Origin of the sequence: Streptomyces sp. NPDC048751, assembly GCF_043198595.1 — a bacterium.
Taxonomy (GTDB): Bacteria; Actinomycetota; Actinomycetes; order Streptomycetales; family Streptomycetaceae; genus Streptomyces.
Window position 1 is genome coordinate 297,440 of sequence record NZ_JBICUX010000010.1, and the last position, 19,912, is coordinate 317,351.

At 71.5% G+C, this 19,912-nt stretch carries 20 protein-coding genes; 6 read left to right on the forward strand and 14 right to left on the reverse strand.

Going from position 1 to position 19,912, the window contains the following annotated elements; translation table 11 throughout:
- Nucleotides 1-6 precede the first annotated feature (6 nt).
- Nucleotides 7-1,554, reverse strand: coding sequence for an acyl-CoA carboxylase subunit beta (locus ACGFNV_RS30775; protein ID WP_393626804.1), 1,548 nt, complete (start codon nucleotides 1,552-1,554; stop codon nucleotides 7-9).
- 10 nt (nucleotides 1,555-1,564) lie between these two features.
- Nucleotides 1,565-2,551, reverse strand: a complete 987-nt coding sequence (locus ACGFNV_RS30780) for a polyprenyl synthetase family protein (protein WP_393626806.1) — start codon at nucleotides 2,549-2,551, stop codon at nucleotides 1,565-1,567.
- A 185-nt stretch (nucleotides 2,552-2,736) separates the two neighbouring features.
- Here ACGFNV_RS30780 and ACGFNV_RS30785 point away from each other — a divergent pair, with 185 nt between their 5' ends.
- Nucleotides 2,737-3,414, forward strand: a complete 678-nt coding sequence (locus ACGFNV_RS30785) for a hypothetical protein (RefSeq protein WP_393626808.1) — start codon at nucleotides 2,737-2,739, stop codon at nucleotides 3,412-3,414.
- A 24-nt stretch (nucleotides 3,415-3,438) separates the two neighbouring features.
- On the opposite strand, the gene ACGFNV_RS30790 is transcribed toward ACGFNV_RS30785, so the two are convergent.
- The 6 genes from ACGFNV_RS30790 to ACGFNV_RS30815 all read right to left on the reverse strand — a co-directional run bounded on the left by ACGFNV_RS30790 (nucleotide 3,439) and on the right by ACGFNV_RS30815 (nucleotide 8,628).
- Entirely contained in the window at nucleotides 3,439-3,792 is a 354-nt protein-coding gene (locus ACGFNV_RS30790; RefSeq protein ID WP_393626810.1) for a hypothetical protein, read from the reverse strand.
- A 55-nt stretch (nucleotides 3,793-3,847) separates the two neighbouring features.
- Entirely contained in the window at nucleotides 3,848-4,939 is a 1,092-nt protein-coding gene (locus ACGFNV_RS30795) for a beta-ketoacyl synthase N-terminal-like domain-containing protein (protein ID WP_393626812.1), read from the reverse strand.
- A 122-nt stretch (nucleotides 4,940-5,061) separates the two neighbouring features.
- Nucleotides 5,062-5,823 carry an IclR family transcriptional regulator gene (locus tag ACGFNV_RS30800; protein WP_393626814.1) on the reverse strand — a complete coding sequence of 254 codons (762 nt, stop codon included), beginning with the start codon at nucleotides 5,821-5,823 and terminating at the stop codon, nucleotides 5,062-5,064.
- Nucleotides 5,820-6,764, reverse strand: a complete 945-nt coding sequence (locus tag ACGFNV_RS30805) for an ACP S-malonyltransferase (protein ID WP_393626816.1) — start codon at nucleotides 6,762-6,764, stop codon at nucleotides 5,820-5,822. Before ACGFNV_RS30805 ends, ACGFNV_RS30800 begins: the two co-directional genes overlap by 4 nt.
- Nucleotides 6,765-6,955: 191 nt before the next feature.
- Complete coding sequence (locus ACGFNV_RS30810; RefSeq protein ID WP_393626818.1) at nucleotides 6,956-7,747, reverse strand: LuxR family transcriptional regulator; 792 nt, start codon at nucleotides 7,745-7,747, stop codon at nucleotides 6,956-6,958.
- A 101-nt stretch (nucleotides 7,748-7,848) separates the two neighbouring features.
- Nucleotides 7,849-8,628, reverse strand: coding sequence for a LuxR C-terminal-related transcriptional regulator (locus ACGFNV_RS30815; RefSeq protein ID WP_393626820.1), 780 nt, complete (start codon nucleotides 8,626-8,628; stop codon nucleotides 7,849-7,851).
- Between the two features lie 646 nt (nucleotides 8,629-9,274).
- Here ACGFNV_RS30815 and ACGFNV_RS30820 point away from each other — a divergent pair.
- Genes ACGFNV_RS30820 through ACGFNV_RS30830 form a run of 3 tightly spaced genes read left to right on the forward strand, consistent with a single transcriptional unit; the run spans nucleotide 9,275 to nucleotide 13,417 of the window.
- Nucleotides 9,275-12,067 (forward strand): alpha/beta fold hydrolase, encoded by a 2,793-nt coding sequence (locus ACGFNV_RS30820; protein ID WP_393626822.1) that lies wholly within the window; start codon nucleotides 9,275-9,277, stop codon nucleotides 12,065-12,067.
- On the forward strand, nucleotides 12,061-12,999 hold the full coding sequence (locus ACGFNV_RS30825; RefSeq protein ID WP_393626824.1) for an NAD-dependent epimerase/dehydratase family protein: 939 nt from the start codon (nucleotides 12,061-12,063) through the stop codon (nucleotides 12,997-12,999). The genes ACGFNV_RS30820 and ACGFNV_RS30825 overlap by 7 nt, the downstream gene beginning before the upstream one ends.
- A gap of 10 nt (nucleotides 13,000-13,009) precedes the next feature.
- Nucleotides 13,010-13,417: a nuclear transport factor 2 family protein gene (locus tag ACGFNV_RS30830; RefSeq protein WP_393626826.1), complete on the forward strand. Its 408-nt coding sequence runs from the start codon at nucleotides 13,010-13,012 to the stop codon at nucleotides 13,415-13,417.
- Between the two features lie 3 nt (nucleotides 13,418-13,420).
- Here the strand turns inward: ACGFNV_RS30830 and ACGFNV_RS30835 are convergent, their stop codons facing one another.
- Entirely contained in the window at nucleotides 13,421-14,350 is a 930-nt protein-coding gene (locus tag ACGFNV_RS30835; protein ID WP_393626828.1) for a LysR family transcriptional regulator, read from the reverse strand.
- A 129-nt stretch (nucleotides 14,351-14,479) separates the two neighbouring features.
- Between ACGFNV_RS30835 and ACGFNV_RS30840 the strand changes: the two genes are divergently transcribed.
- Nucleotides 14,480-15,151 carry an FMN-dependent NADH-azoreductase gene (locus ACGFNV_RS30840; protein WP_393626830.1) on the forward strand — a complete coding sequence of 224 codons (672 nt, stop codon included), beginning with the start codon at nucleotides 14,480-14,482 and terminating at the stop codon, nucleotides 15,149-15,151.
- 29 nt (nucleotides 15,152-15,180) lie between these two features.
- On the opposite strand, the gene ACGFNV_RS30845 is transcribed toward ACGFNV_RS30840, so the two are convergent.
- The gene (locus ACGFNV_RS30845; protein ID WP_393626832.1) at nucleotides 15,181-16,209 is read right to left on the reverse strand and encodes a polyprenyl synthetase family protein; all 1,029 of its coding nucleotides are present in this window, start codon (nucleotides 16,207-16,209) and stop codon (nucleotides 15,181-15,183) included.
- A gap of 248 nt (nucleotides 16,210-16,457) precedes the next feature.
- On the opposite strand from ACGFNV_RS30845, the gene ACGFNV_RS30850 reads away from it, so the two are divergent.
- The gene (locus ACGFNV_RS30850) at nucleotides 16,458-17,015 is read left to right on the forward strand and encodes a glycoside hydrolase family 25 protein (protein ID WP_393626834.1); all 558 of its coding nucleotides are present in this window, start codon (nucleotides 16,458-16,460) and stop codon (nucleotides 17,013-17,015) included.
- Between the two features lie 17 nt (nucleotides 17,016-17,032).
- On the opposite strand, the gene ACGFNV_RS30855 is transcribed toward ACGFNV_RS30850, so the two are convergent.
- From ACGFNV_RS30855 to ACGFNV_RS30870, 4 genes are read right to left on the reverse strand one after another with little or no spacing between them, the layout of a single operon-like run.
- Nucleotides 17,033-17,686: a hypothetical protein gene (locus ACGFNV_RS30855; RefSeq protein WP_393626836.1), complete on the reverse strand. Its 654-nt coding sequence runs from the start codon at nucleotides 17,684-17,686 to the stop codon at nucleotides 17,033-17,035.
- A gap of 26 nt (nucleotides 17,687-17,712) precedes the next feature.
- On the reverse strand, nucleotides 17,713-17,880 hold the full coding sequence (locus ACGFNV_RS30860) for a hypothetical protein (protein WP_393626838.1): 168 nt from the start codon (nucleotides 17,878-17,880) through the stop codon (nucleotides 17,713-17,715).
- Between the two features lie 14 nt (nucleotides 17,881-17,894).
- A complete protein-coding gene (locus ACGFNV_RS30865; RefSeq protein ID WP_393626840.1) occupies nucleotides 17,895-18,551 on the reverse strand; it encodes a hypothetical protein in 657 nt (218 codons plus the stop codon).
- Complete coding sequence (locus tag ACGFNV_RS30870) at nucleotides 18,548-19,894, reverse strand: hypothetical protein (protein ID WP_393626841.1); 1,347 nt, start codon at nucleotides 19,892-19,894, stop codon at nucleotides 18,548-18,550. Before ACGFNV_RS30870 ends, ACGFNV_RS30865 begins: the two co-directional genes overlap by 4 nt.
- Nucleotides 19,895-19,912 lie beyond the last annotated feature (18 nt).

The following is a 19,912-nucleotide window of genomic DNA, read 5'->3' on the forward strand; positions in this document are numbered from 1 at the left end:
TCTCCTCTACACCGGGGGGTTGCCGTGCTTGCGGGAGGGCAGCGCGGCGTGCTTGGCGCGGAGCATGGACAGGGCGCGGACCAGTGCGGAGCGGGTGTCGGCGGGGTCGATCACATCGTCGACGAGGCCGCGTTCCGCCGCGTAGTAGGGGTGCATCAGCTCGGACTTGTACTCCTTGACCAGCTGCGCCCGGGTGGCCTCCGGATCGTCGGCCGCCTGGATCTGGCGCCGGAAGACCACGTTGGCCGCGCCCTCGGCGCCCATCACGGCGATCTCGTTGGTCGGCCAGGCCAGCGAGATGTCCGTGCCGATGGAGCGGGAGTCCATCACGATGTACGCGCCGCCGTACGCCTTGCGCAGGATCACCTGCACCCGTGGGACCGTGGCGTTGCAGTACGCGTACAGGAGTTTCGCGCCGTGCCGGATGATCCCGCCGTGCTCCTGGTCGACCCCGGGGAGGAAGCCGGGCACGTCGACCAGGGTGACCAGCGGGATGTTGAAGGCGTCGCACATCTGGACGAATCGCGCGGCCTTCTCCGAGGAGTGGATGTCGAGCACCCCCGCGAAGGACTGCGGCTGGTTGGCGACGACACCGACCACCTGGCCGTCGAGCCGGGCGAGGGCCGTGATGACACTGGTGGCCCAGCGCTCGTGCACCTCCATGTACTCGCCGTCGTCGACGAGTTCGGCGATCACCTCGTGCATGTCGTACGGGCGGCTGCCGTCGAGCGGCACCAGCTCCAGCAGCCGTTCGCAGCGCCGGTCTGCCGGGTCCTGCGCTCGGGTGGCCGGTGGCGTCTCGCGGTTGTTGGCCGGCAGCAGGGAGAGCAGGTAGCGGACCTCGGCGAGGCAGGTCTCCTCGTCGTCGTAGGCGAAGTGCGCCACTCCGGAGGTCTCGGCGTGCACGTCGGCTCCGCCGAGGCCGTTCTGGGTGATCTCCTCCCCGGTGACCGCGCGCACCACGTCGGGGCCGGTGATGAACATCTGCGAGGTGTCCCGGACCATGAACACGAAGTCGGTCAGCGCCGGACTGTAGGCCGCCCCGCCCGCACACGGGCCGAGCATCACGCTGATCTGCGGGATCACGCCCGAGGCCCGGGTGTTGCGCTGGAAGATGCCGCCGTAGCCCGCCAGGGCCGAGACACCTTCCTGGATACGGGCGCCGGCACCGTCGTTGAGGGAGACCAGGGGAGCTCCGGCGGCGATCGCGAGGTCCATCACCTTGTGGATCTTCGTGGCGTGGGCCTCGCCGAGCGCGCCGCCGAAGATCCGGAAGTCATGGGCGAAGGCGAAGACCGTACGGCCCTCGACCGTGCCCCAGCCGGTCACCACGCCGTCGGTGTGCGGCCTCTTGGCCTCCAGGCCGAAACCCGTGGCCCGGTGTCTGCGCAGCTGCTCGATCTCGGTGAAGGACCCCTCGTCGAAGAGGAGCGCGAGGCGTTCGCGCGCGGTCAGTTTCCCCTTGGCGTGCTGGGCCTGCGTGGCCCGGGGGACTCCTTCGAGGACCTCGTCGCGGATCAGCGCGAGCTCGCCCACCCGGTCGTGCATCGTCATGGCCAACTCCTCATGTGGTCCGACTGGTTCGTGCGGCGACGAAGTCGCACAGCGCGTAGAGCGCGCGGCGCGCGGGCAGCGAGGGCAGGACGCCGACCGCGGCGACGGCCGCGGCCAGCCGCCCGTGCAGGGCCGCCCGGGCCCGCCGGGTGGCGGGGGCGGTACGCAGCATCTCCCGGGCCCGCCTCCGGTCCGCCGCGGCCGGCGCGCCGCCCGTGAGCAGGCGGCGCAGTTCCGCGCCCCGCGCGGTGGTGTCGGACCGGGCCAGGAGCACGGGCAGGCCGGGGGCCCCGGAGAACGGGTCGTGGTCGGGCGCGTCGCCGGCGTCGGGGGCCGGCGGGGCCGAGACGATCAGGTCGTCGGCGATCCGGAGGGCGACACCGAGGTGTTCCCCGTAGTCGATCAGGGCCCGCGCGCACCGGTCGGGGGCACCGGCCTGCAGCGCTCCCATGCCCAGCGACAGGGCGAGCAGTGCTGCGGTCCGGCCCGCGGTCACCTCGAAGTAGTGGGCGACGGGCTCCTCCTCGGGGGCGGGCCCGGCCAGTTGGCGCAGCTGTCCCGCCGCGAGCCGGCCCACGGTCTGCGCGCTGAGTTGCAGGGCGTGCGTGCCGAGGCCGGCGGCGAGCTGGGCGGAGCGGGCCAGCAGCCAGTCGGTACCGGGCGTCGCGCTGCGGTGCGCGTCGGCGACCGACGACAGGTGCAGCAGCTCGACCATGACGGCCGCCTCGGTCACTCCTTCCCGCCACGACTCACCGAACTCGGCGCCGAGCAGGACGAGCAGGGGACGCAGCCGCCCTTCGTCCGCCCCGGCGAGACGGTCGGACAGTTCGGCGGCCAGGCCCGGCTCCGGGGCGCCGAGCACGCAGTCCCGCAGTCGTTCCTCGGTCACGTCCAGAGACGCGCCCACACGCGACTCGAACTCGGGTGATTCCAGGTCGAGCAGTCCCAGGAGGCCGGAATGCTGCCGCGTCGGCCCCGACATCGCGGTCGCGCGCATGTGAATGAGCCTCCTTTTCCTCGCCCGAATAAGGGCGATCCATGGCGACTGTGGCAGCCCGTCCGACTTTCCTCCAACAGGGGTGACATGAAGGTGCCAACCATTCGCCGCCCCGGCCTGCCGCCAAATTGCAGCCATTACTGTCCAGATCGAAGAACCGCGTCCCGAGAAAGAGAATTCAAAAAATGCGATACATGCGTTTCGCCTCCGCCACGCTCGCCGCAGTCGGTCTTGTTTCCGTCCTGGGTGGTACGGCGACCGCCGCGCCCGCGACCGGTCAGGACACCGCGCAGTCGTGCGGCACGGTCAAGCTTTCCGGGGCGCTCCCGGTGCCTCCGGCCGGGATGTCCGTGCAACAGACGGTCACCATCGGCGAGGACTGCGAGCCGCAAGCGGGACCCGTTCGCTACGTTCCGGTCTCCGCCGCCGCCAAGTCCGGTGCGCCGGCCGTCGCGGCCGCCTCGACCAGCCGTCGGATCCGCAGCTGGAACGAGATGTACGACTGCTGCAACATCCGGATGACCGGGCTGTACACGACCGCCGACTGGAGTGCCGCCGACGGCCGGATCAGCAAGGCCACCACCACCGCGACCCAGCAGTGGAACCGTGAGCCCTGGGACGCCGGCTGGTCGCTGAAGTCCGCCGCCGACAAGCAGGATTGCGCCACCGGCTGTTCCGTCGTCAACCACGAGGCCGCCGCGGACTTCACCTACAAGGGCGTCTTCGACCCCACCGGCGACTGGTACGCCAACGCCCACCGCTCGCAGGTGAAGCTGGCTGCCGACGCGACCGCCACCTGCACCTTCGATGTCGAGCTCAAGCACACCTTCGTGGGATGGAACTGGCAGCGCGGCTGCGAGTGACCGGACCGGGGACGGCCGGCGGGGTCAGTGCCAGACGACGCGCACGGAAGGGTCGAGGATCCAGCCCGCCACCTCGTCCATGCCGGTGACCCGCGTTCCCGCGCGCAGCGGGGCCTCGTCCAGGCCTCGTTGCGCCAGGGAGAAACGGTCGGCGGCCAGGGTCCCGCCCTCCTTCTGGAACCGGTCGAGATCCGCGTCGCTCTCCGGGACGGCCAGCACCACGCCCTCCTCGACCAGGAGGAACACCACCGGGTTCCCCATGAGCACCTGAGTGACGGCGTCCTGCCGGAAACCGTCCGGTTCGCCGTCGTGCCCCCGGCTCTCGACGAGGAGCAGCCACGGACCGTCCCCTGCGGGCTGCTCCCGTTGCGCCGTCACGTCCCCACGGCCTTGCCCTCGACGAGGGGCACACCCGTCGCCATGCCGGAGGCGGTCATGAGCGCTCGGTTCCTTCCACTATGGCGACGGCGTTGATACCGCCGAGCCCGAAAGCGTTGAGCTGCGCCAGGTTCAGCCGCTGCCCGTCCCTCGCCCGTCCCTGGTTCAGGGCACGAATCCCCACGATCAGACCGAGCAGCCCGGAGGCCCCGGAGGGCTGCCCGGTCGTCGACTCCACGGCGGTCATCAGCGGGGCCGACGCGGCGTCGCCGAGCACGGTGGCGAGCGCGAAGGCCTCCGCCGTCGTCGTCTCCGAGGGCCCCCTGCCGTCCAGCATCACGAGGTCGACATCGGACGCCTTCACTCCGGCGAGCCGGTGCGCGGTCCGCATGACCGCGGCGATCTGGTCCGCCGAGAGCGCGGTGGGCCCGTGGTCGTCACAGTCGAACGCCACGCCCCGCAGACGGCCGTGGACCCGGGCCGCCGGGCAGTCGGCCCGGCGCAGCACGATCGCGGCGGCGCCGTCCCCCGGGGAGACGCACCGGTCGTCCGCGCCGAAGGGGCGGGTCCGTTCGAGCGGCGAGTCCGGCAGGGACCCGCTCGCCACGTCGACCCCGGCGACGATCACCGTGTCCAGAGCGTCGTCGCCCTCCTGCCCCAGCAGGTCGAAGGCGAGCGCCAGCGCGTACAGCGACGCCGAGCAGGCGTTGGAGAAGGTGTGGGTGACCTCGACGCCGAAGCGCTCGCGCAGCGCGGTGCCGAAGTCGAGGCCGGAGTCGGCGAAGGGTGATCCGTCCCGCCACCACAGCTCCAGGGGGCGCGGCTCCCGCACCCCGGTGCCGACCAGGACCGGTACACCACTCAGGTCCTCGCCGAGTCCGGCGTCGGCCGCGGCCTGGCCGACCGCGTCGAGCAGCAGCCGGGTGGCACGGCCCGCGAGGTCCGCGCCCGGAACCGGCCGGCCGTCCACCGGGGAGGCGTACCGGGCACGGGACCGGGAGGGGTCGAAGGCCCGGACTTCCGGCCGGCCACCGCCGTCCAGGCAGAGGCTCTCGAAGAGTTCGTCGAGATCTGATCCGGTGGCCGCCACCGCACCCATCCCGACGATGGGACGGCTCACCGGCTCGGCTCGCACAGCAGTGGACACGCCTGTTCCCCTTTGCGGATCGGTCGGCCCCGACGGACCGGCGGACGGCTCGGACTCCATGCTGTGGGGGGCTCGGCACCCCCACAACGAAGCGGACACATTGCTGCCACCCACGGCAGGAACTACCGCGTTCGCGCCCGTGGGGCCGCACCGGATTCCACCAGCGTGTCCCCGAGTTCGCCCGCCGCGTCGACCACCGCGCCGAGCAGCAGCCGGCCCGGCGTCGCGGGCATACGGGGCTGCGCTCCGGTGAGGGCCAGGGCGGCCACCACGCGTTTGCCCTTGGCGCGTACCGGCACCGCGATCGAGACGGCGCCGGGCACCATCGCGTCGGGGCCGTGCGACCAGCCGCGGCGCCGTACGAGGGAGAGTTGCGCGGCGGTGAAACGGGCGCTGCGGAGCCCGTCGTAGAGTTCCTCGGGCTCCTCCCAGGCGAGCAGGATCTGGGCGACCGGGCCGGCCTTGAGCGAGCGTGCCGTGCCGACCGGCAGGTCCTCCCTGCCCTCGGTGGCGTCGGCGGCGGTGGCGACACAGATCTGCTGGGCACCACGGCGCCGGAAGAGCCGGGCGTCGAGGCCGGTCAGCGTCTGCAGGTCGGCCAGTACCGGTGAGGCCGCCTTGACCAGGTGGTCGCGCTGCACCTCGACGGCCATGTTCCCCAGCCTGGGGCCGAGGACGAACCGGCCCCGGAAGTCCCGGGCGAGCAGCCCGAGGCTCTCCATCCCGAGCGCGATCCGGTGCACGGTGGGACGGGCGAACCCGCTGCCGGCGACCAGGTCCGCCAGGGACGCCGGGCCCTTCTCCACGAGGTCGAGCAGGGTCGAGGCCTTGTCGAGCACTCCGATCCCGCTGACCCTCTTCGGCTGCCGGGTCGCGACGGTCACCGTTCACTCACCGGTCGGGCGGGGACGGCGTGGGGGCTGTCCACGGAGACCACCTCGACGTCCCGGTCGATGCGACGGATCAGCCCGGCCAGGGTCCGCCCCGGGCCCAGTTCGACGAGCCGGCGGCAGCCGAGCCGACGGGTGAGGGTGTGCACGCTCCCCTCCCACAGCACCGGGGAGGTGAGTTGCCGGGCGCAGAGCGCCGGCCAGTCGCCGTCGGCGCCGTACGCCACCGCGTCCACGTTGGCCACCACCGGCAGACGCGCGGGGGCGAAGGCCGCCTCTCGCAGCGCGCGGCCCAGTGCGTCGGCGGCGGGTGCCATGTACGGACTGTGGAAGGCTCCCCCGACCTGGAGGTCGAGCATCCTCCCCCCGATCGACGCGGCCCGTCCCGCCACCTCCGCGAGCGCGTCGGGATCGCCGGAAACCACCGTCTGCCCGGGGGCGTTGACATTGGCGACCCACACCTGGCCGCCCTCGGCACGAATCTCGCGCACCAGGGCCTCCACCTCGGCCAGCGGCGCCGCCACGACCACCCCCATCGTGCCCTCGCGGGCCAGCGCCGCCTCGCGCATGGCGCGTCCCCGGGCGGCGACCAGGGTGGCGGCGCCGCCGACGGTGAGGGCACCGGCCACGACGAGGGCCGCGTACTCGCCGAGACTGTGTCCCGCGCAGGCCACGACGGGCCCGCCGAGTGCGTCACCGCGTACGGCTTCGGCGTGCGCGATCAACGAGACGGTGAACACGCTGAGTTGGGCGAGATCGGTGCGTCGGAGGTGCTCGCCGGGCGTGTGCAGGAGCAGTTCGGAGAGGTCCTCCCCCGTGACGGCGGAGACTTCCGCGGTGAGCTCCCAGGAGGGGGTGTCCCGCCAGGGCTCGCCCATTCCCTGTTTCTGTGTTCCCTGCCCGGGGAAAACCAGGCCGACCGGTACGTGATTCATGAACCCGCCTTCCGCACGACGCTCATCGAGGGGCACGCGTGGCCGGCCACCTGGGCTCAGGTGACCGGCCTCGTGCACCGACGGCTCAACGGGGGTACCGGCCGTCGGGGAAGGGGTCCGCCGTCCGGACGGATCCCCCGTTCCTGACGCCTCATACAAGTGGGCCGTGCGAGCGGGCGGCAACGGACCTTTCAGGAAATTGCCAGCGGGCCTCCGCGTTCCGTACCCGGTCCGGCCGCGGGTGGCAGCAATCCCAGCTCGGCCGCGCGGACCCCCGCCTGGAAGCGGGAATTCGCACCGAGCAGGGTCATGATCTCCGCGACATGGCGCCGGTAGGTGCGGACGGAGACGGTCAGTTCACGTGCCGCCACCTCGTCCGTGACACCGGCCTGGAGGGCACCGAGTATCTGCCGGGCGAGCTCCGCCCGGTAGTGGTCCCCGAAGACCGTGCGCTCGCCCGCGGGCACGGCACGCACCCACACACTCTCGAACAGCGTCGCCAGCGTGTTGAGGACTTCCGGGACCCGGATCAGCGACGCCCGGCGGCCGACCGCCGAATCGGCCATCACCAGCGCGGAACTGCCGTCCACGATCATCGCCTGAAGCGGGGGAACCCGAGCGATCCGGATGGCCACGGGCCGTTCCCTGTCCAGTTGTTCGCGCACGTAGTCCTCGTCGAGGAGGGCGGGGCTGGACAGCAGCCGCACGCCCACGCCCTCCCGCGCGCCGTAGATCAGTTCCCGCTCCGTACGGTCGGACCGTTCGCCGGCGCCGAGTCGGCGTGCGTGCACGATGTCGATGCTCCGGGAGGCGCCCAGGATGAGCTTCTGCGCCTCGTCGAGCACGGCGTCGTAGTCGTTCTCTATGCCGGTGATCAGGCCTTCCTGGAGACTTCGGTCCCTGTGCAGGGCGACCGTCGACTCGATCAGCGCCCTGACCTGGAGCAGGGCATGCTCCAGCTCGTCGCCTCCCCCGTTGGACACGTAGTGTTCCACCACCCTTGGCTCTTGGCGTTGAGCGCCGATGGGCGGGCCCCCGTACGGGACGGCTCCGCTCGTACGGCTCTCCTGGTCGGTATCGCTCGTTACTCCGAAAGCAGTCCGAACTCCACGGCCCGGACTCCGGCCTGGAAGCGGGAGTGCGCGTCGAGTTCACGCATGATCTCCGCGACGTAACGCCGATAGGTCCGCAGGGACACGTTGAGATCGCGCGCCGCCGTCTCGTCGGTGTTGCCCGCGCGCAGCCGCTCCAGGATGTTCCTGGCGAGCTCGGTGCGGAGCCGGGGGCTCAGCTGGAGGTGGTCGGCGAGCCGTCGGCCCCGGGACCAGGCACCGGCGAAGAGCAGTTCGAGGGCGCGCACCGCGGCGGCGTCGTTCACGATGGCGGCCTGGCCTCCGGCCCCCTCCGCTCCCCTGACCAGTGCCGCCACGCCGTCGACCACCAGCGTCTCGCGCAGCTCGCTCTCCGACACCCGCACCTCGAGCCGGCTGTCGGCGAGCTGGGCCAGTCGGGTCAGTGCGGAGTCCGTCGCCTCCGCGGTGCACAGGATCCGCACGGCCGCCCGGTCCGAGATCCTGGTGAGCGACCGCACCACGACGTCGGCGAATTCCCCGGTCTCGGTCAGCGCGACGCACACGGTGTGGCGGGTCCGGCCGATGAGCGACTCGAGCGCGTGGCCGATCGGCACCCCGCCCGTTCGCGCCACCGGAGTGGGCAGCCCCGAGCGCTGCCGGTGCAGCAGGACGGTGGAATCGATCAGAGCCCCCGCCTGCAGCAGCGCCTCTTCCAGGCCGGCGGAGTAATCGGCTGTGGGCGTCCCCTCCGCCCCGCCGGTGCCCCCTGGTTCAACTAATCCATCCGACATCAAGCTCCCCCTATTGCGGCACCGGGTCCCACTCCCGCACGGCTCTTGCCGATCACGAGCGTCACAGGCTCGCCCCATAAATCTGATGGCTACAACTGTTTATCGATCAATTAACTTTACAGCCATAAGAAGCCCACCAGATTCTCTCCGACAGTAGTTCGAGTGATCACATTCAGTCAACTGGGCCCCCATCAGTTACTCCCGTTAGGGGGTTGTCAGCAAACTGCCCGCACACCCCGGAAGCGGCGCCTCATCTTCCCTTTTCGTGATATTACCGCAGCGTAACTTTCACTCTACGTGATGCGACTGGCCGCTAGCGGCCAGTCGTCCCGCTGGGCGGGCATGGTCACCCCTAAGTTTCCGGCGTGACCGCGCTTCGTCACACACCACCGGCCAGCCAATATCGGACAGACAGCGTATTCCTGCCCAGGTCGGCGCCGCGCGTCACATAGCGCCCGAAATTCCGGCCCTTTTCGTAATGCCTGTGTGATCCCTGTGGGAATTGCCGTCGAACAGCCCGGCAATTTCGGTCACCTCGGGCCACCGCACCCCCTTGTACGCAGTCCCGCTCACGGCACGCCCAGTTCGCACCTCGTCGACGCACGGGCCCGCACGCCCGACGCGCCCCCAGGCAAGGGAGACCAACGTGAACACGCCACCTCAGCAGAGCATCGCCGACCTTCTCCTGCACGCCGCACGGCACCACTCCGACTCCGGCATCCGCTACTGCCTCGGCGGCGCGGCCGCCGCGTTCCAGGACCAGAGCCACCCGGAGCTCCTCGACGACGCCCTGCGGGTCCTGTCCGGACTGCGCGCCCAGGGCCTGCGCCCCCAGGACAAGGTCGTCCTGATCCTGGAGCGGCCCAGGGAGTTCCTCACCGCGTTCTGGGCCTCGGTGCTCGGCGGCTTCGTGCCGTGCCCCATGGTGCCGCTGCGCGGCGACCGCGAGCGATGGGCCGCCCAACTGGCCCACGTCAACACCCTGCTCGACCGCCCCCTGGTGATCACCAGCGAGTCCCTGAGCGGGGAACTGCCGCCGGTGGACGGGCTCGCGGTCACCTCGCTCGACCGGCTGTACACGGAGGAACGCGCCGAGCCGTACGGCGCCACTCCCGCGGACACCGCGCTGCTCGTGCTGACCTCGGGCTCGACCGGGAACTCCAAGGCCGTTGTACTCAGCCACGCCAATCTGCTGGCCTCCATGGCGGGGAAGAACGGCCACCACCGGCTCACCGCCGAGGACACCACCTTGAACTGGGTCTCCTTCGACCATGTGGCCGCCCTCCTCGAATGTCATCTGCTCCCGCTGTCGACCGGCAGCCGCCAGCTGCAGGTGGAACCCCCGGTGGTCCTGGGGGAACCGCTGGAGTTCCTGCGGCTCGCCTCCCGGCACGGCGTGACCATGACCTTCACGCCCAACTTCCTTCTGGGTCAGCTGAGTTCGGCGGCCGATCAACTGCGCGACAGCGGGGAGCACCTCGACCTGACCCGGCTGCGGCACATCATCAGCGGCGGCGAGGCCGTGGTCCGCACCACCGGCGAGGCCTTCCTCGACCACTTCGCGCCCTACGGACTGGCCCCCGACACGCTGTGGCCCGCCTTCGGGATGACCGAGACCTGCGCCGGCAGCGTCTACTCCCGCAAGGCCTTCCCGGAGGTGGACCGGGGCAGCGAGTTCGCGTCCCTGGGCACTCCGGTGCCCGGCCTGCGCATCCGGGTCGCCGACGGCGACGACCGTGAGCTCCCCGCGGGAGAGGTGGGCGAACTCCAGCTCAGCGGCCCCATGATCACCCGCGGCTACTACAACAACCCCGCCGCCACGGCGGACGCCTTCACCGCCGACGGCTGGTTCCGCAGCGGCGACCTGGGCCGGATCGACGCCGGACGGCTCTCCCTGGTCGGCCGCAGCAAGGACAGCATCATCGTCAATGGCGTCAACTACTTCAGCCATGAGATAGAGACCTCCCTGGAACAACTGGCCGGCGTCACCGGGTCCTACGTGGCCGCCTTCCCGACCCGCCCGGCGGGCGCCGACACCGAGGAACTGGTGATCGCCTTTCACCCGGAGATCCCCGAGGACGACGAGGTCGCGCTGCACCAGGTACTCTCCGCCGTACGCAGCAGCGTCGTGATGCACTGGGGCTTCAGGCCCTCCCTCATCCTGCCCCTGCCGAAGGACGCCTTCCCCAAGACCAGCCTCGGCAAGATCCAGCGCGCTCTGATGCGCCGACGCCTCGAATCGGGCGCGTACGACACCCGGAAGGATGCCGTCGCCGACCTCACGATGCGCATGCTGGGCGGTTACCTCACGCCCGAGGGCGCCACCGAGCGGGTGCTGTGCGAGATCTTCGCCGAGATCCTCGGCACCGATCCCGGCTCGGTCAGCGCCGGCGCCAACTTCTTCGACCTCGGCGGCACCTCGCTCGACATCCTCCGCCTGCGCAGCAAGGTGGCCGGGCGGCTCGGCGTCACCGACCTGGAGATCATCACCGTGCTCAGGGCTCCCACGGTCCGAGCGCTCGCCGCGCGGCTCACCGAACAGGCCGCGCCCGGCACCCGCCCCTACGACCCGATCGTGCCGATGCAGACCGGCGGCACCAAGACGCCCCTGTTCTGCGTCCACCCCGGCGTCGGCGAGGTCCTCGTCTTCGTCAACCTGGCCAAGTACTTCGTGGGCGACCGGCCGTTCTACGCCCTGCGCGCCCGTGGATTCAACGAGGGCGAGAAGCCCTTCGCCACCTTCGAGCAGATGGTCGACTGCTATGTGGACGCCGTCCGCGCACGGCAACCGCACGGCCCCTACGCACTCGCCGGCTACTCCTACGGTGGCGCCGTGGCCTTCGAGATGGCCAAGGCGCTGCGCGCCCAGGGCGAGCGCGTCGACTTCGTCGGCAGTTTCAATCTGCCGCCGAACATCAAGTACCGCATGGACGAACTCGACTTCGCCGAGACCGCCGTCAATCTGGCGTTCTTCCTGGCCCTCATCGACCGCGAGCAGGCCCTGGAACTGCCCGGCCGGCTCCGCCACCTGCCCGCGGAGGAGCAGGTCGCCCGCCTCCTGGACCTCGCCCCACGCGATCGGCTGGCCGAACTCGACCTGGACGAGGAGAAGTTCGGGAACTGGGCGGAGCTCGCCAACTCACTGACCGACCTCGGCCGCTCCTACCGGCCGAGCGGAACGGTGCCGTCGATGCACGTCTTCTACGCGATCCCCCTGCGCGGCACCAAGGAGGACTGGCTCAACAACGAGCTGCGCCGCTGGGACGAGCACACCACCGGGCCCAACCGCTACATCGATGTGCCCGGCGAGCACTACACGCTGATGAGCCCCCGGCACGTGGCGTCCTTCCAGGCGATCCTGCGCCGCGAACTCGACCGCGCCCTGGCCGACGCCGACCGCACCGCCGACACCACGACGGCGGCGGAGAGATCATGCTGACCGGAAAGAAGATCCTGGTCACCGGTGGTACCGGACAGGTCGCCCGGCCGGTGGCGGAAGCACTCGCCGAGCACAACGACGTCTGGTGCCTCGGCAGGTTCGGCACCCCCGGCGTCGAACGGGAGCTCAACGAGAAGTCCATCACCACCTGGCACTGGGACATGGCGGACCTGTCCCCGGACACGCTCAAGGGCCTGCCCGAGGACTTCACGCACGTCGTCCACTCCGCGGTGCGCCGGGGCGACGACGGGGACTTCAACACGACCATCGAGGTCAACGCGGTGGCGACCGGCCGCCTCATGACACACTGCCGCACCGCCGAGGCCTTCCTGTACGTCTCCACCGGCGCCCTGTACGCGCGGCAGTCCCTCGACCACGCGTACACCGAGGACGACCCGGTGGACGGGGTCGCCGACTGGCTGCCCGCCTACCCCGTCGGAAAGATCGCGACCGAGGGCGCGGTGCGCGCCTTCAGCCAGGTGCTCGGCCTGCCCACGACGATCGCGAGGCTCAACATCGCCTACGGGCCGGGTGGTTACGGCGGTGTGCCGATGCTGTACTTCCGGCGGATGCTCGCGGGCGAGGCGATTCCGGTGCCGCTGACCGGCCAGAACTGGTGCTCGTTGCTGTACACGGACGATCTCGTCGCCCAGGTTCCCCGGCTGTGGCGAGCGGCGGCGGCCCCGGCGACGCTGGTCAACTGGGGCGGCGACGAAGCGGTCGGCATCACCGACTGCGTGCGGTTCATGTCCGAGCTGACGGGTGTGGAGGCCACGCTGCTGCCGAGCGGGATCACCCGGGAGACCTACCACTTCGACCCGACGCGACGCCGTGCGCTGACCGGCCCCTGCGCCGTCTCCTGGCAGGACGGCATCCGCCGCACCCTCGAAGCCCACTTCCCCCAGCACGTCCGCCGGCCCGCCCACTCCTGAGGAGCCCCCGATGTCCGTGTCCGACTCGCCCAACCTCGAACTGGTCCGAGCCGCCTACGACGCCTTCCACCGCCGGGACCCGGACGCCCTTCTCGACGTCCTCGCGCCGGACGTGCGCTGGGTCCATCCCGACGGCATGTCCACCTACGACCTGGGCGGGACCGCGCACGGCCACGCCGGTGTCAGGGGGTTCCTGGCCCGGGTGCCGACCGTCCTGAACGGGATGCGGCTCGAACCGCACGAGTTCGTCGAGTCGGGCGACCGCGTCGTGGTGTTCGGTGTCCGCCATGTGACGTCGGTGCGCGGCCACACCGAGCGGCTGAAGTTCGTCCACTCATGGACGCTGCACGAGGGGAAGGCCGCCGTCATGGAGGACATCTTCGACACCGTCCTCTTCCACCGGCTCATCGAGAGCTGACCGTCATGACGCCCTGAGCGAGTCCTTCGACCGTCCGCGGACCTCCGAGAGGACGGCCGAGACGGCGGGGCTCGACAGGGCGCCCCGGCGCACGACGAGGGACACGCGCCGGATCAGCGGGGGGCCGTCGAGGGTGACCCTGCGCACCGGGTAGCCGGGCCGGTCGGGGACCAGATCCGGCATCAGGGAGACCCCCCAGCCCAGGGAGACCAGGCCCAGGGTGGCCTGCAGGTCGGGAGTCCGGGCCACCACGTCGGGGGCGAAGCCCGCCGCGGCACAGGCGTGCAGGGTGAGTCTGCCGAGCCCGGAGTCCGGATCGAGGGCCCAGGGACAGTCGGCGTAGCCGGCGAGGGTGTGCGGCAGCGGCCCTCGGCTCCAGTCGCCGGGGGCGGCTCCCTCGGGAGCGATGACGAGACGCACCTGGTCCTCGATCACCTGCTCCTCGTACAGCCCCGGGATCGGTGGTTCGGGTACCCGGTCATAGCCCACCGCGAGGACCAGGTCGACCTGTCCGAGCCGGACCGCCTCCCGGGAGCCGCCCGCGGGCAGGCCCCGCAGAGTGATCCTGAGCTCGGGATGTGCCTCGCGGACCCGGGTCAGCGCGGGGATCAGCAGGGCGGGCCCGTCGTGGAACGGCACGCCCACCCGCAGCTCTCCGCAGACCCGGCCGGTCGCGGCGATCAGGTCGGCCTCCGCCGTCTCCAGGCCGGCGAGGATGCGCTCGGTGTGCTCGACGAGGAGCCGCCCGGCCGCGGTCAGGGCGGCTCGCCTGCTGCGCCGGTCCAGCAACGCGGTGCCGGTCTCCGCCTCCAGCGCGGACAGCTGCTGGGACACCGCCGAGCGCGTGTAGTTGAGGGCCTCGGCCGCCGCGGCGATCGATCCGCGTGCCTGCACCTCTCGCAGCAGCACCAGTTTCCGTATGTCAAGCACCATTCGTACCGTCTGTTCCCTTAACGTCGGCCGTCGCCGACTTTTACGCCAAGCGACGAGACTCCTGGGCGAGTTGACCTATTGAATGAGCTACCCGCACACCTCCGTCCCTTCCAAGAGAGGTCGCCCGGCATGCCCACGTTGCTCCACCTCGACTGCAGTGCCCGCCCCGAATCCGTCTCCCGGCAGATTTCGACGGAGTTCGCGGTGGCCTGGCGCGCGGCCCACCCGGAAGGCAGGCACATCCATCGTGACCTGGCGGCCACGCCCGTACGCCATGTCGACGCGGCGCAGATCGAGGTGGTCACCCGGCTCGAGACGGCGGGCACGGCCGATCTGGACGAGGCGCGCCAGGCGGCTCGGACCGCGAAGGAGCGCGAGAGCTGGCGGCACAGCTGGGAGCTGATCGACGAACTCCTCGCCTGTGACGTGCTGCTGATCGGCCTGCCGATGTACAACTTCTCCGTCCCCTCCACCTTCAAGGCGTGGTTCGACCGGGTCGCCATCCCGCCGCTGATCGTGGACTCGCAGACCGGCAAGGGCCCGCTGTCCGGACGGCGGACCGTGGTGGCGACGGCGCGTGGGGGGAGTTACGGGCCGGGTTCGCCGCGCCACGGGGACGATTTCCAGGAACCGTATCTGCGGACCGCGTTCCGCATGGTGGGGCTCGCCGACGAACTGCACTTCCTGCACGCCGAGATGACGAAGTCCGGCTTCGTTCCCGGGCTGGCCTCCTACCGGAAGGCCGCCGTCGGCTCCCTCAGGCTGGCGGTGGAACGCGCCCGCGAGATCGCGCGCGGCTGACCGGATGACGTCCTGGGCCGCCCCCGGGGCTACGCGGTCCGGGTGGCCACGAAGTCGCAGAGCGCGTCGAGGGCCCGGCGCGGCGGGCCCGGCGGCAGCGCCGCCAGCGCGGAGCGCGCCCCGGCGAGCCGCTCGTCCATGATCCGGCCGGCCCGTTCCATGGCCGGGGACCGCTGGAGCAGGGCGAGCGCCCTGAGGTGCCGTTCACCCCGTAACCCGCCGGGGTCGGAGAGCAGGCCGCGCAGTTCGTCGTCGCCGGGCCACGCGCCGTCGAGCACCAGCAGGACCGGAAGGCCGGCCACCCCGACCGCGAGGTCCTTGCCCTGCTCCTTGCCGAGGTCGGCGGACGGCGAGGCGATGTCGATCAGGTCGTCGGATATCTGGAAGGCCACGCCGAGGTGCTCGCCGTACTCCGCGAGCGCCTCACCCACGGAGGCGGGCGCGCCCGCCTGCGCCGCGCCGAGCCGCAGGGACAGGGAGAGCAGGGACGCCGACTTGTCGGCGATCACATCGAAGTAGTGGGGCAGGCGGTCCTCGGGGAGGGCCGGGCCGACGAGTTCCCGCAGTTGGCCCTGGACGAGACGTTCCGAGGCCTCCGCCTGGATCGGGACCGCCTCCGTGGTCAGTCCGGCCGACAGCTGGGCGGCCTTGGCCAGCAGCCAGTTGCCCGACCTGACCGCGACGGTGTTGCCCCAGCGGGCGTTGACACTGGTCACACCGTGGCGGATGAGGGCCTCGTCCATGACGTCGTCGTGGTGGAGCGAGGCGGTGTGGATGAGCTCGGCGACCACGGCCGCCTCGACGACGCCCACGGCCCTCGGGGCGCCGAACTCCGCGCCGAGCAGGGTGAGCAGCGGCCGCAGGCGCTTGCCGCCGGCCGCGATCAGATGGCCGACGACCTCGGACAGGCGCGGGTCGTCCGCCTCACGCACGCACTCCTGGAGCCGGGTCTCCACTTCCTCCAGACCCCGCTGCATACGGCGTTCCCATGCCCGGTCCCGCACGGCGAGCCGCGTGATGATCGACCGGCCTCGCACCCTCGCAGTCAGCGCGGACATCCACTTCCCCTCCGAGTCGTGGCCCTCGGCCGACGGCTTTCCACATCGGAGCGTAGGAACGGGCCCCCGTGCCGCGACAGGAATTCCCGCACGTTTGTCCGCAATCGGACACCTGCCACGCAGCACTGGCAGCAACCTGCCGGAGAAGTCCTGCGGGCGGTCGCCGTGTACTAGCCGGCCATCACCGGGAATGGGGAGGGTGGGCAGCCGCTTCGACTCCCGCCCCCCACCCCGCTTGGGAGCCCCCCATGTTGCGCGGTATAGACGTCAGTTCGTACCAGTCCTCCCACTACGGCACGGACGGCCTCTCCTTCGTCTTCATCAAGGCGACGGAGGGGCGGTCGTACGTGAACCCCAGACTCGCCGCCCAGACGAAGACGGCCCGGGACGCCGGTCTGGTCGTCGGGTTCTACCACTTCCTGTGGCCGGGCGACCTCACGGCCCAGGCGGAGTACTTCGTCGGCAAGGCTCCCGAGCGCGCGGGCGACATCCTCGCCGTGGACTGGGAGACGACCGGCGAGGGGACGCACGCGAGCAACGCGGAGAAGGACCGCTTCATCCGGAAGCTGAAGGAACTGCGGCCGAGGAACCGGGTGGTGCTCTACTGCAACCGGCACTTCTGGCTGAACGTCGACGACACCTCGTACGCGGGCGACGGCCTGTGGATCGCCGACTACGTCGGCGCGGGCAAGCCCCGGATCAAGGCGAAGTGGCGCTTCCACCAGTACACCGACGAACCGCACGACAAGGACGTGGCGAACTTCGCGAGCGCGCAGGCGCTGCGTGCGTGGGCCACGGTGAGCTGACCGTCGTACGGGGCCCGTCAGCCGCCGTCCGTCGCCAGGAGGAAGAGCACCGCGCCCGTGACCACGACGACCGAGGCGAGCAGGGTGTGGATCCGGGCCCGGCGCAGGGCGCGGCGCACCTGCCAGGCGTGGACGAGTTCCAGCAGGGCCCGGCGGCGTGCGGTCGCGTGGGCGGCGTTGGCGCGGGCGTCGGCCAGGCCCCGGGAGAGTCCGGCGCGTCGCTCCTCGTCGTGTTCCCGGGCGAGCAGGGCCGCGAGCCGCACCGCGACGTCGGTGTGCTCGCGGCAGGCGGCCTCCAGTTGGCCGGCGGTACGGCCGAAGGGGCCGAAGAAGGTCTCGGGCGCCGCGTCGATCTCCGCGCGGAGGTCGGCCAGGGCGGGGTCGGCGAGTGAGCGCAGCGTGGCGAACCGGGGTGTCAGGACCTCGCCGGTCGACCAGAGCGCCCAGGCCACCCCGGCCACCGCCACGACGAGCCCGCCGACGGCCGGCAGGATGTCGGCCGTGCCGTGGATCTTGCCGACGGCCGTCAGCGGGAAGCCGCCCAGGAGCAGTCCGCCGACGGCGCCGGTGGTCGCCACGGACCAGCGGGCCGTGGCCCGCATGTCGGCGACGGCGGCCTGCGCGGCACCGGCGGCCGGCTGGCCGAGGAACTGGTCGAGGGGCTGAACCAAGGGCTGGTCACCTGCGGTTGGCGAGCTCATGTCCGTTCCGGCTCCGCGTCCGGGTCCTCGCCCCGGAACAGGTGGTCCGAGCCGTCGTCGGGGAGTTGCTCGTACCGCTGCCAGCGGGTGCCGTCGTACCGCTCCACCTCGTTGTCGGCGTTGAGCCTGATGCTGCCCGTCTCCGGCTGTTCCTCGGGTGCCATGCGCAGCCCCTCCTTCAGTCCTCTTCGCAGGAGTTGGTGTAGTAGACGTCGACCCGCACCGCGTCGTAGGAGCGCCTGCCGTCGCCCAGGGGATCGCCGTCCCAGAAGGGGCGGGTGCCGACGTTCCCGCCGCAGAACAGCTTCGGCGCCTCCTTCAGCAGGGCCGCGTTGGTGTGGCGGGCCAGGGTGCGGGCGTTCTCCTCGAAGTGGGGGGCGCCGCCGAAGGTGATCAGCATGCCGACCCTGCGGCCGTTGCCGCTGCGGGCGACCTCCCTCGCCACGGCGGCGGTGACCTTCGCGGCGTCGGCGGAGGTGAGCGCCTTGCGCTGCCCGGCGCGGACGGTGGACTGCGCGGAGAGGGCGACGCCGACCGTGTGGTACTTCGGGTCGATGCCGCCGGCCACCGCCTTCCCGCCCGGCGGCGCGTCCGACGCGGGCGCGGAACCGGTGGGGTCCACCACCGGCTCCTTCTTCTCCCGGGGCGCGGGCGGCAGCAGCCCCAGGACCAGGACGAACAGCACGAGGAAGAGGTCCGCGAAGAGCCAGCCGGCCAGGTGGCGGGGGGCGGTCGCCGAGCGTTCCTCGGGCTCCGGCCACTCGTCGCCCTCCCCCTGACCGCCTTCGTGTTCCTCGTACGACTCCTCCCAGGCGCGCGCGGTCGGGGCGCTCACCGGCCGCTCCCGTCGCCGTACCACTGGTCGGTGTCCGAGGAGCCCTGCGCGCCGCGGCCGGCGCCCCTCGCCGGGTCGGGGGCCGGGTCGTCGGCCCGCTCGTCCCCCTCGGGCCACTCCATGGGCTCCCGGACGGGCTCCTCGGCCGGCGTACGGGGCTCGGCCGGGCCCCGGCCCGCCGCGGGCGCGGTCCTGCCCTCGTCGTGTTCGTGCAGGTGGTCGAAGGCGTCGTCGCCCATGGGGTCGTAGAACCCGGAGGACGCCGAGGTGGATCCCGCCGACGGTGGGGGCGTCCAGTTGGGGTCGAGACGGTAGATCGTGTTCTCCATGGCGGCCAGGTACATGTCCAGCTTCTGGGTGCGCTCGACGAACACCAGCATGGCCTCGCGGACCTGCCGGGTCCCCTCCAGGACCACTTCGGCCACCCGCACATGTGCCTGGTCGGAGTCCCGGGAGGTCGCGGTCGCCTCGTTCAGTTCGGCGAGCAGCTCCGCGAGGGCACGGCGGGTGGCCTCCTCGTCCGCGCCGAGGGACTTGCGCATCGCGGCGAACTCCTGGATGAGCTGGTGCGGAACGGTCAGGGACCGGCCCATCCGTTCCAGGGCACCGGCCGACGACGTCCAGCCCTCCAGCGCCTTGGTGAAGCCGGATTCCGGGCCGGGGTCGAAGATCTTGCCCAGCCGCTCCGTGGCCTCGTGCAGGATCAGGGTGAGCCGGTCGGTCGCGCCGCTGATCTCTCCGGCGGCGCGGACGAGCCGACCGGTGGGCACGGCCGCCGCCTGGGCGCCGGTCGTCGTCGACAGCTCGAAGGTGATCAGCGCCAGCTGTTCGCCCACCGACCGGCGTAACGCGGCGCGGGAGGAGCTCTGTTGGGCCTGCATGCGCAGCCAGTGCAGGAGGACGGTGAGGGTCACCACCACCAGTATCAGCGCCACGACCAACAGCACGGCGGTCCCGCCGAAGTCGTCGGCCCACAGCATGAGGAAGTTGGCGCCGTCCTTGTACTGCTTGAGCGCGGAGTACAGCGAGAGCCAGGTCACGACGATCGGCGCGAAGACGCACACGTCCCGGACCACGCCCAGCCAGCCCCGGACCTGTCGGCCCGGTTGCGGGGCGTCGGGCACCAGCAGGTGCGGCGGGTAGACGCGGACGAGGTCGAGGCCGACGAGCGCCCGGCCGCCGGCGACGGCGTCGTCGGCCACGCGTTTCAGCACCACGCGACCGGTGACGCTGGGGGATCGCAGGGCGAGCTTGGCCAACTGCGCTCCCGCCGCGCGCAGTTCCGGTGTCGTGCTCGGCGGGGCCGCCGGCGGCGGCTGCGGCGGGACTGTGTTCGTGGTCACCGTGTGCCTTTCGTTTTC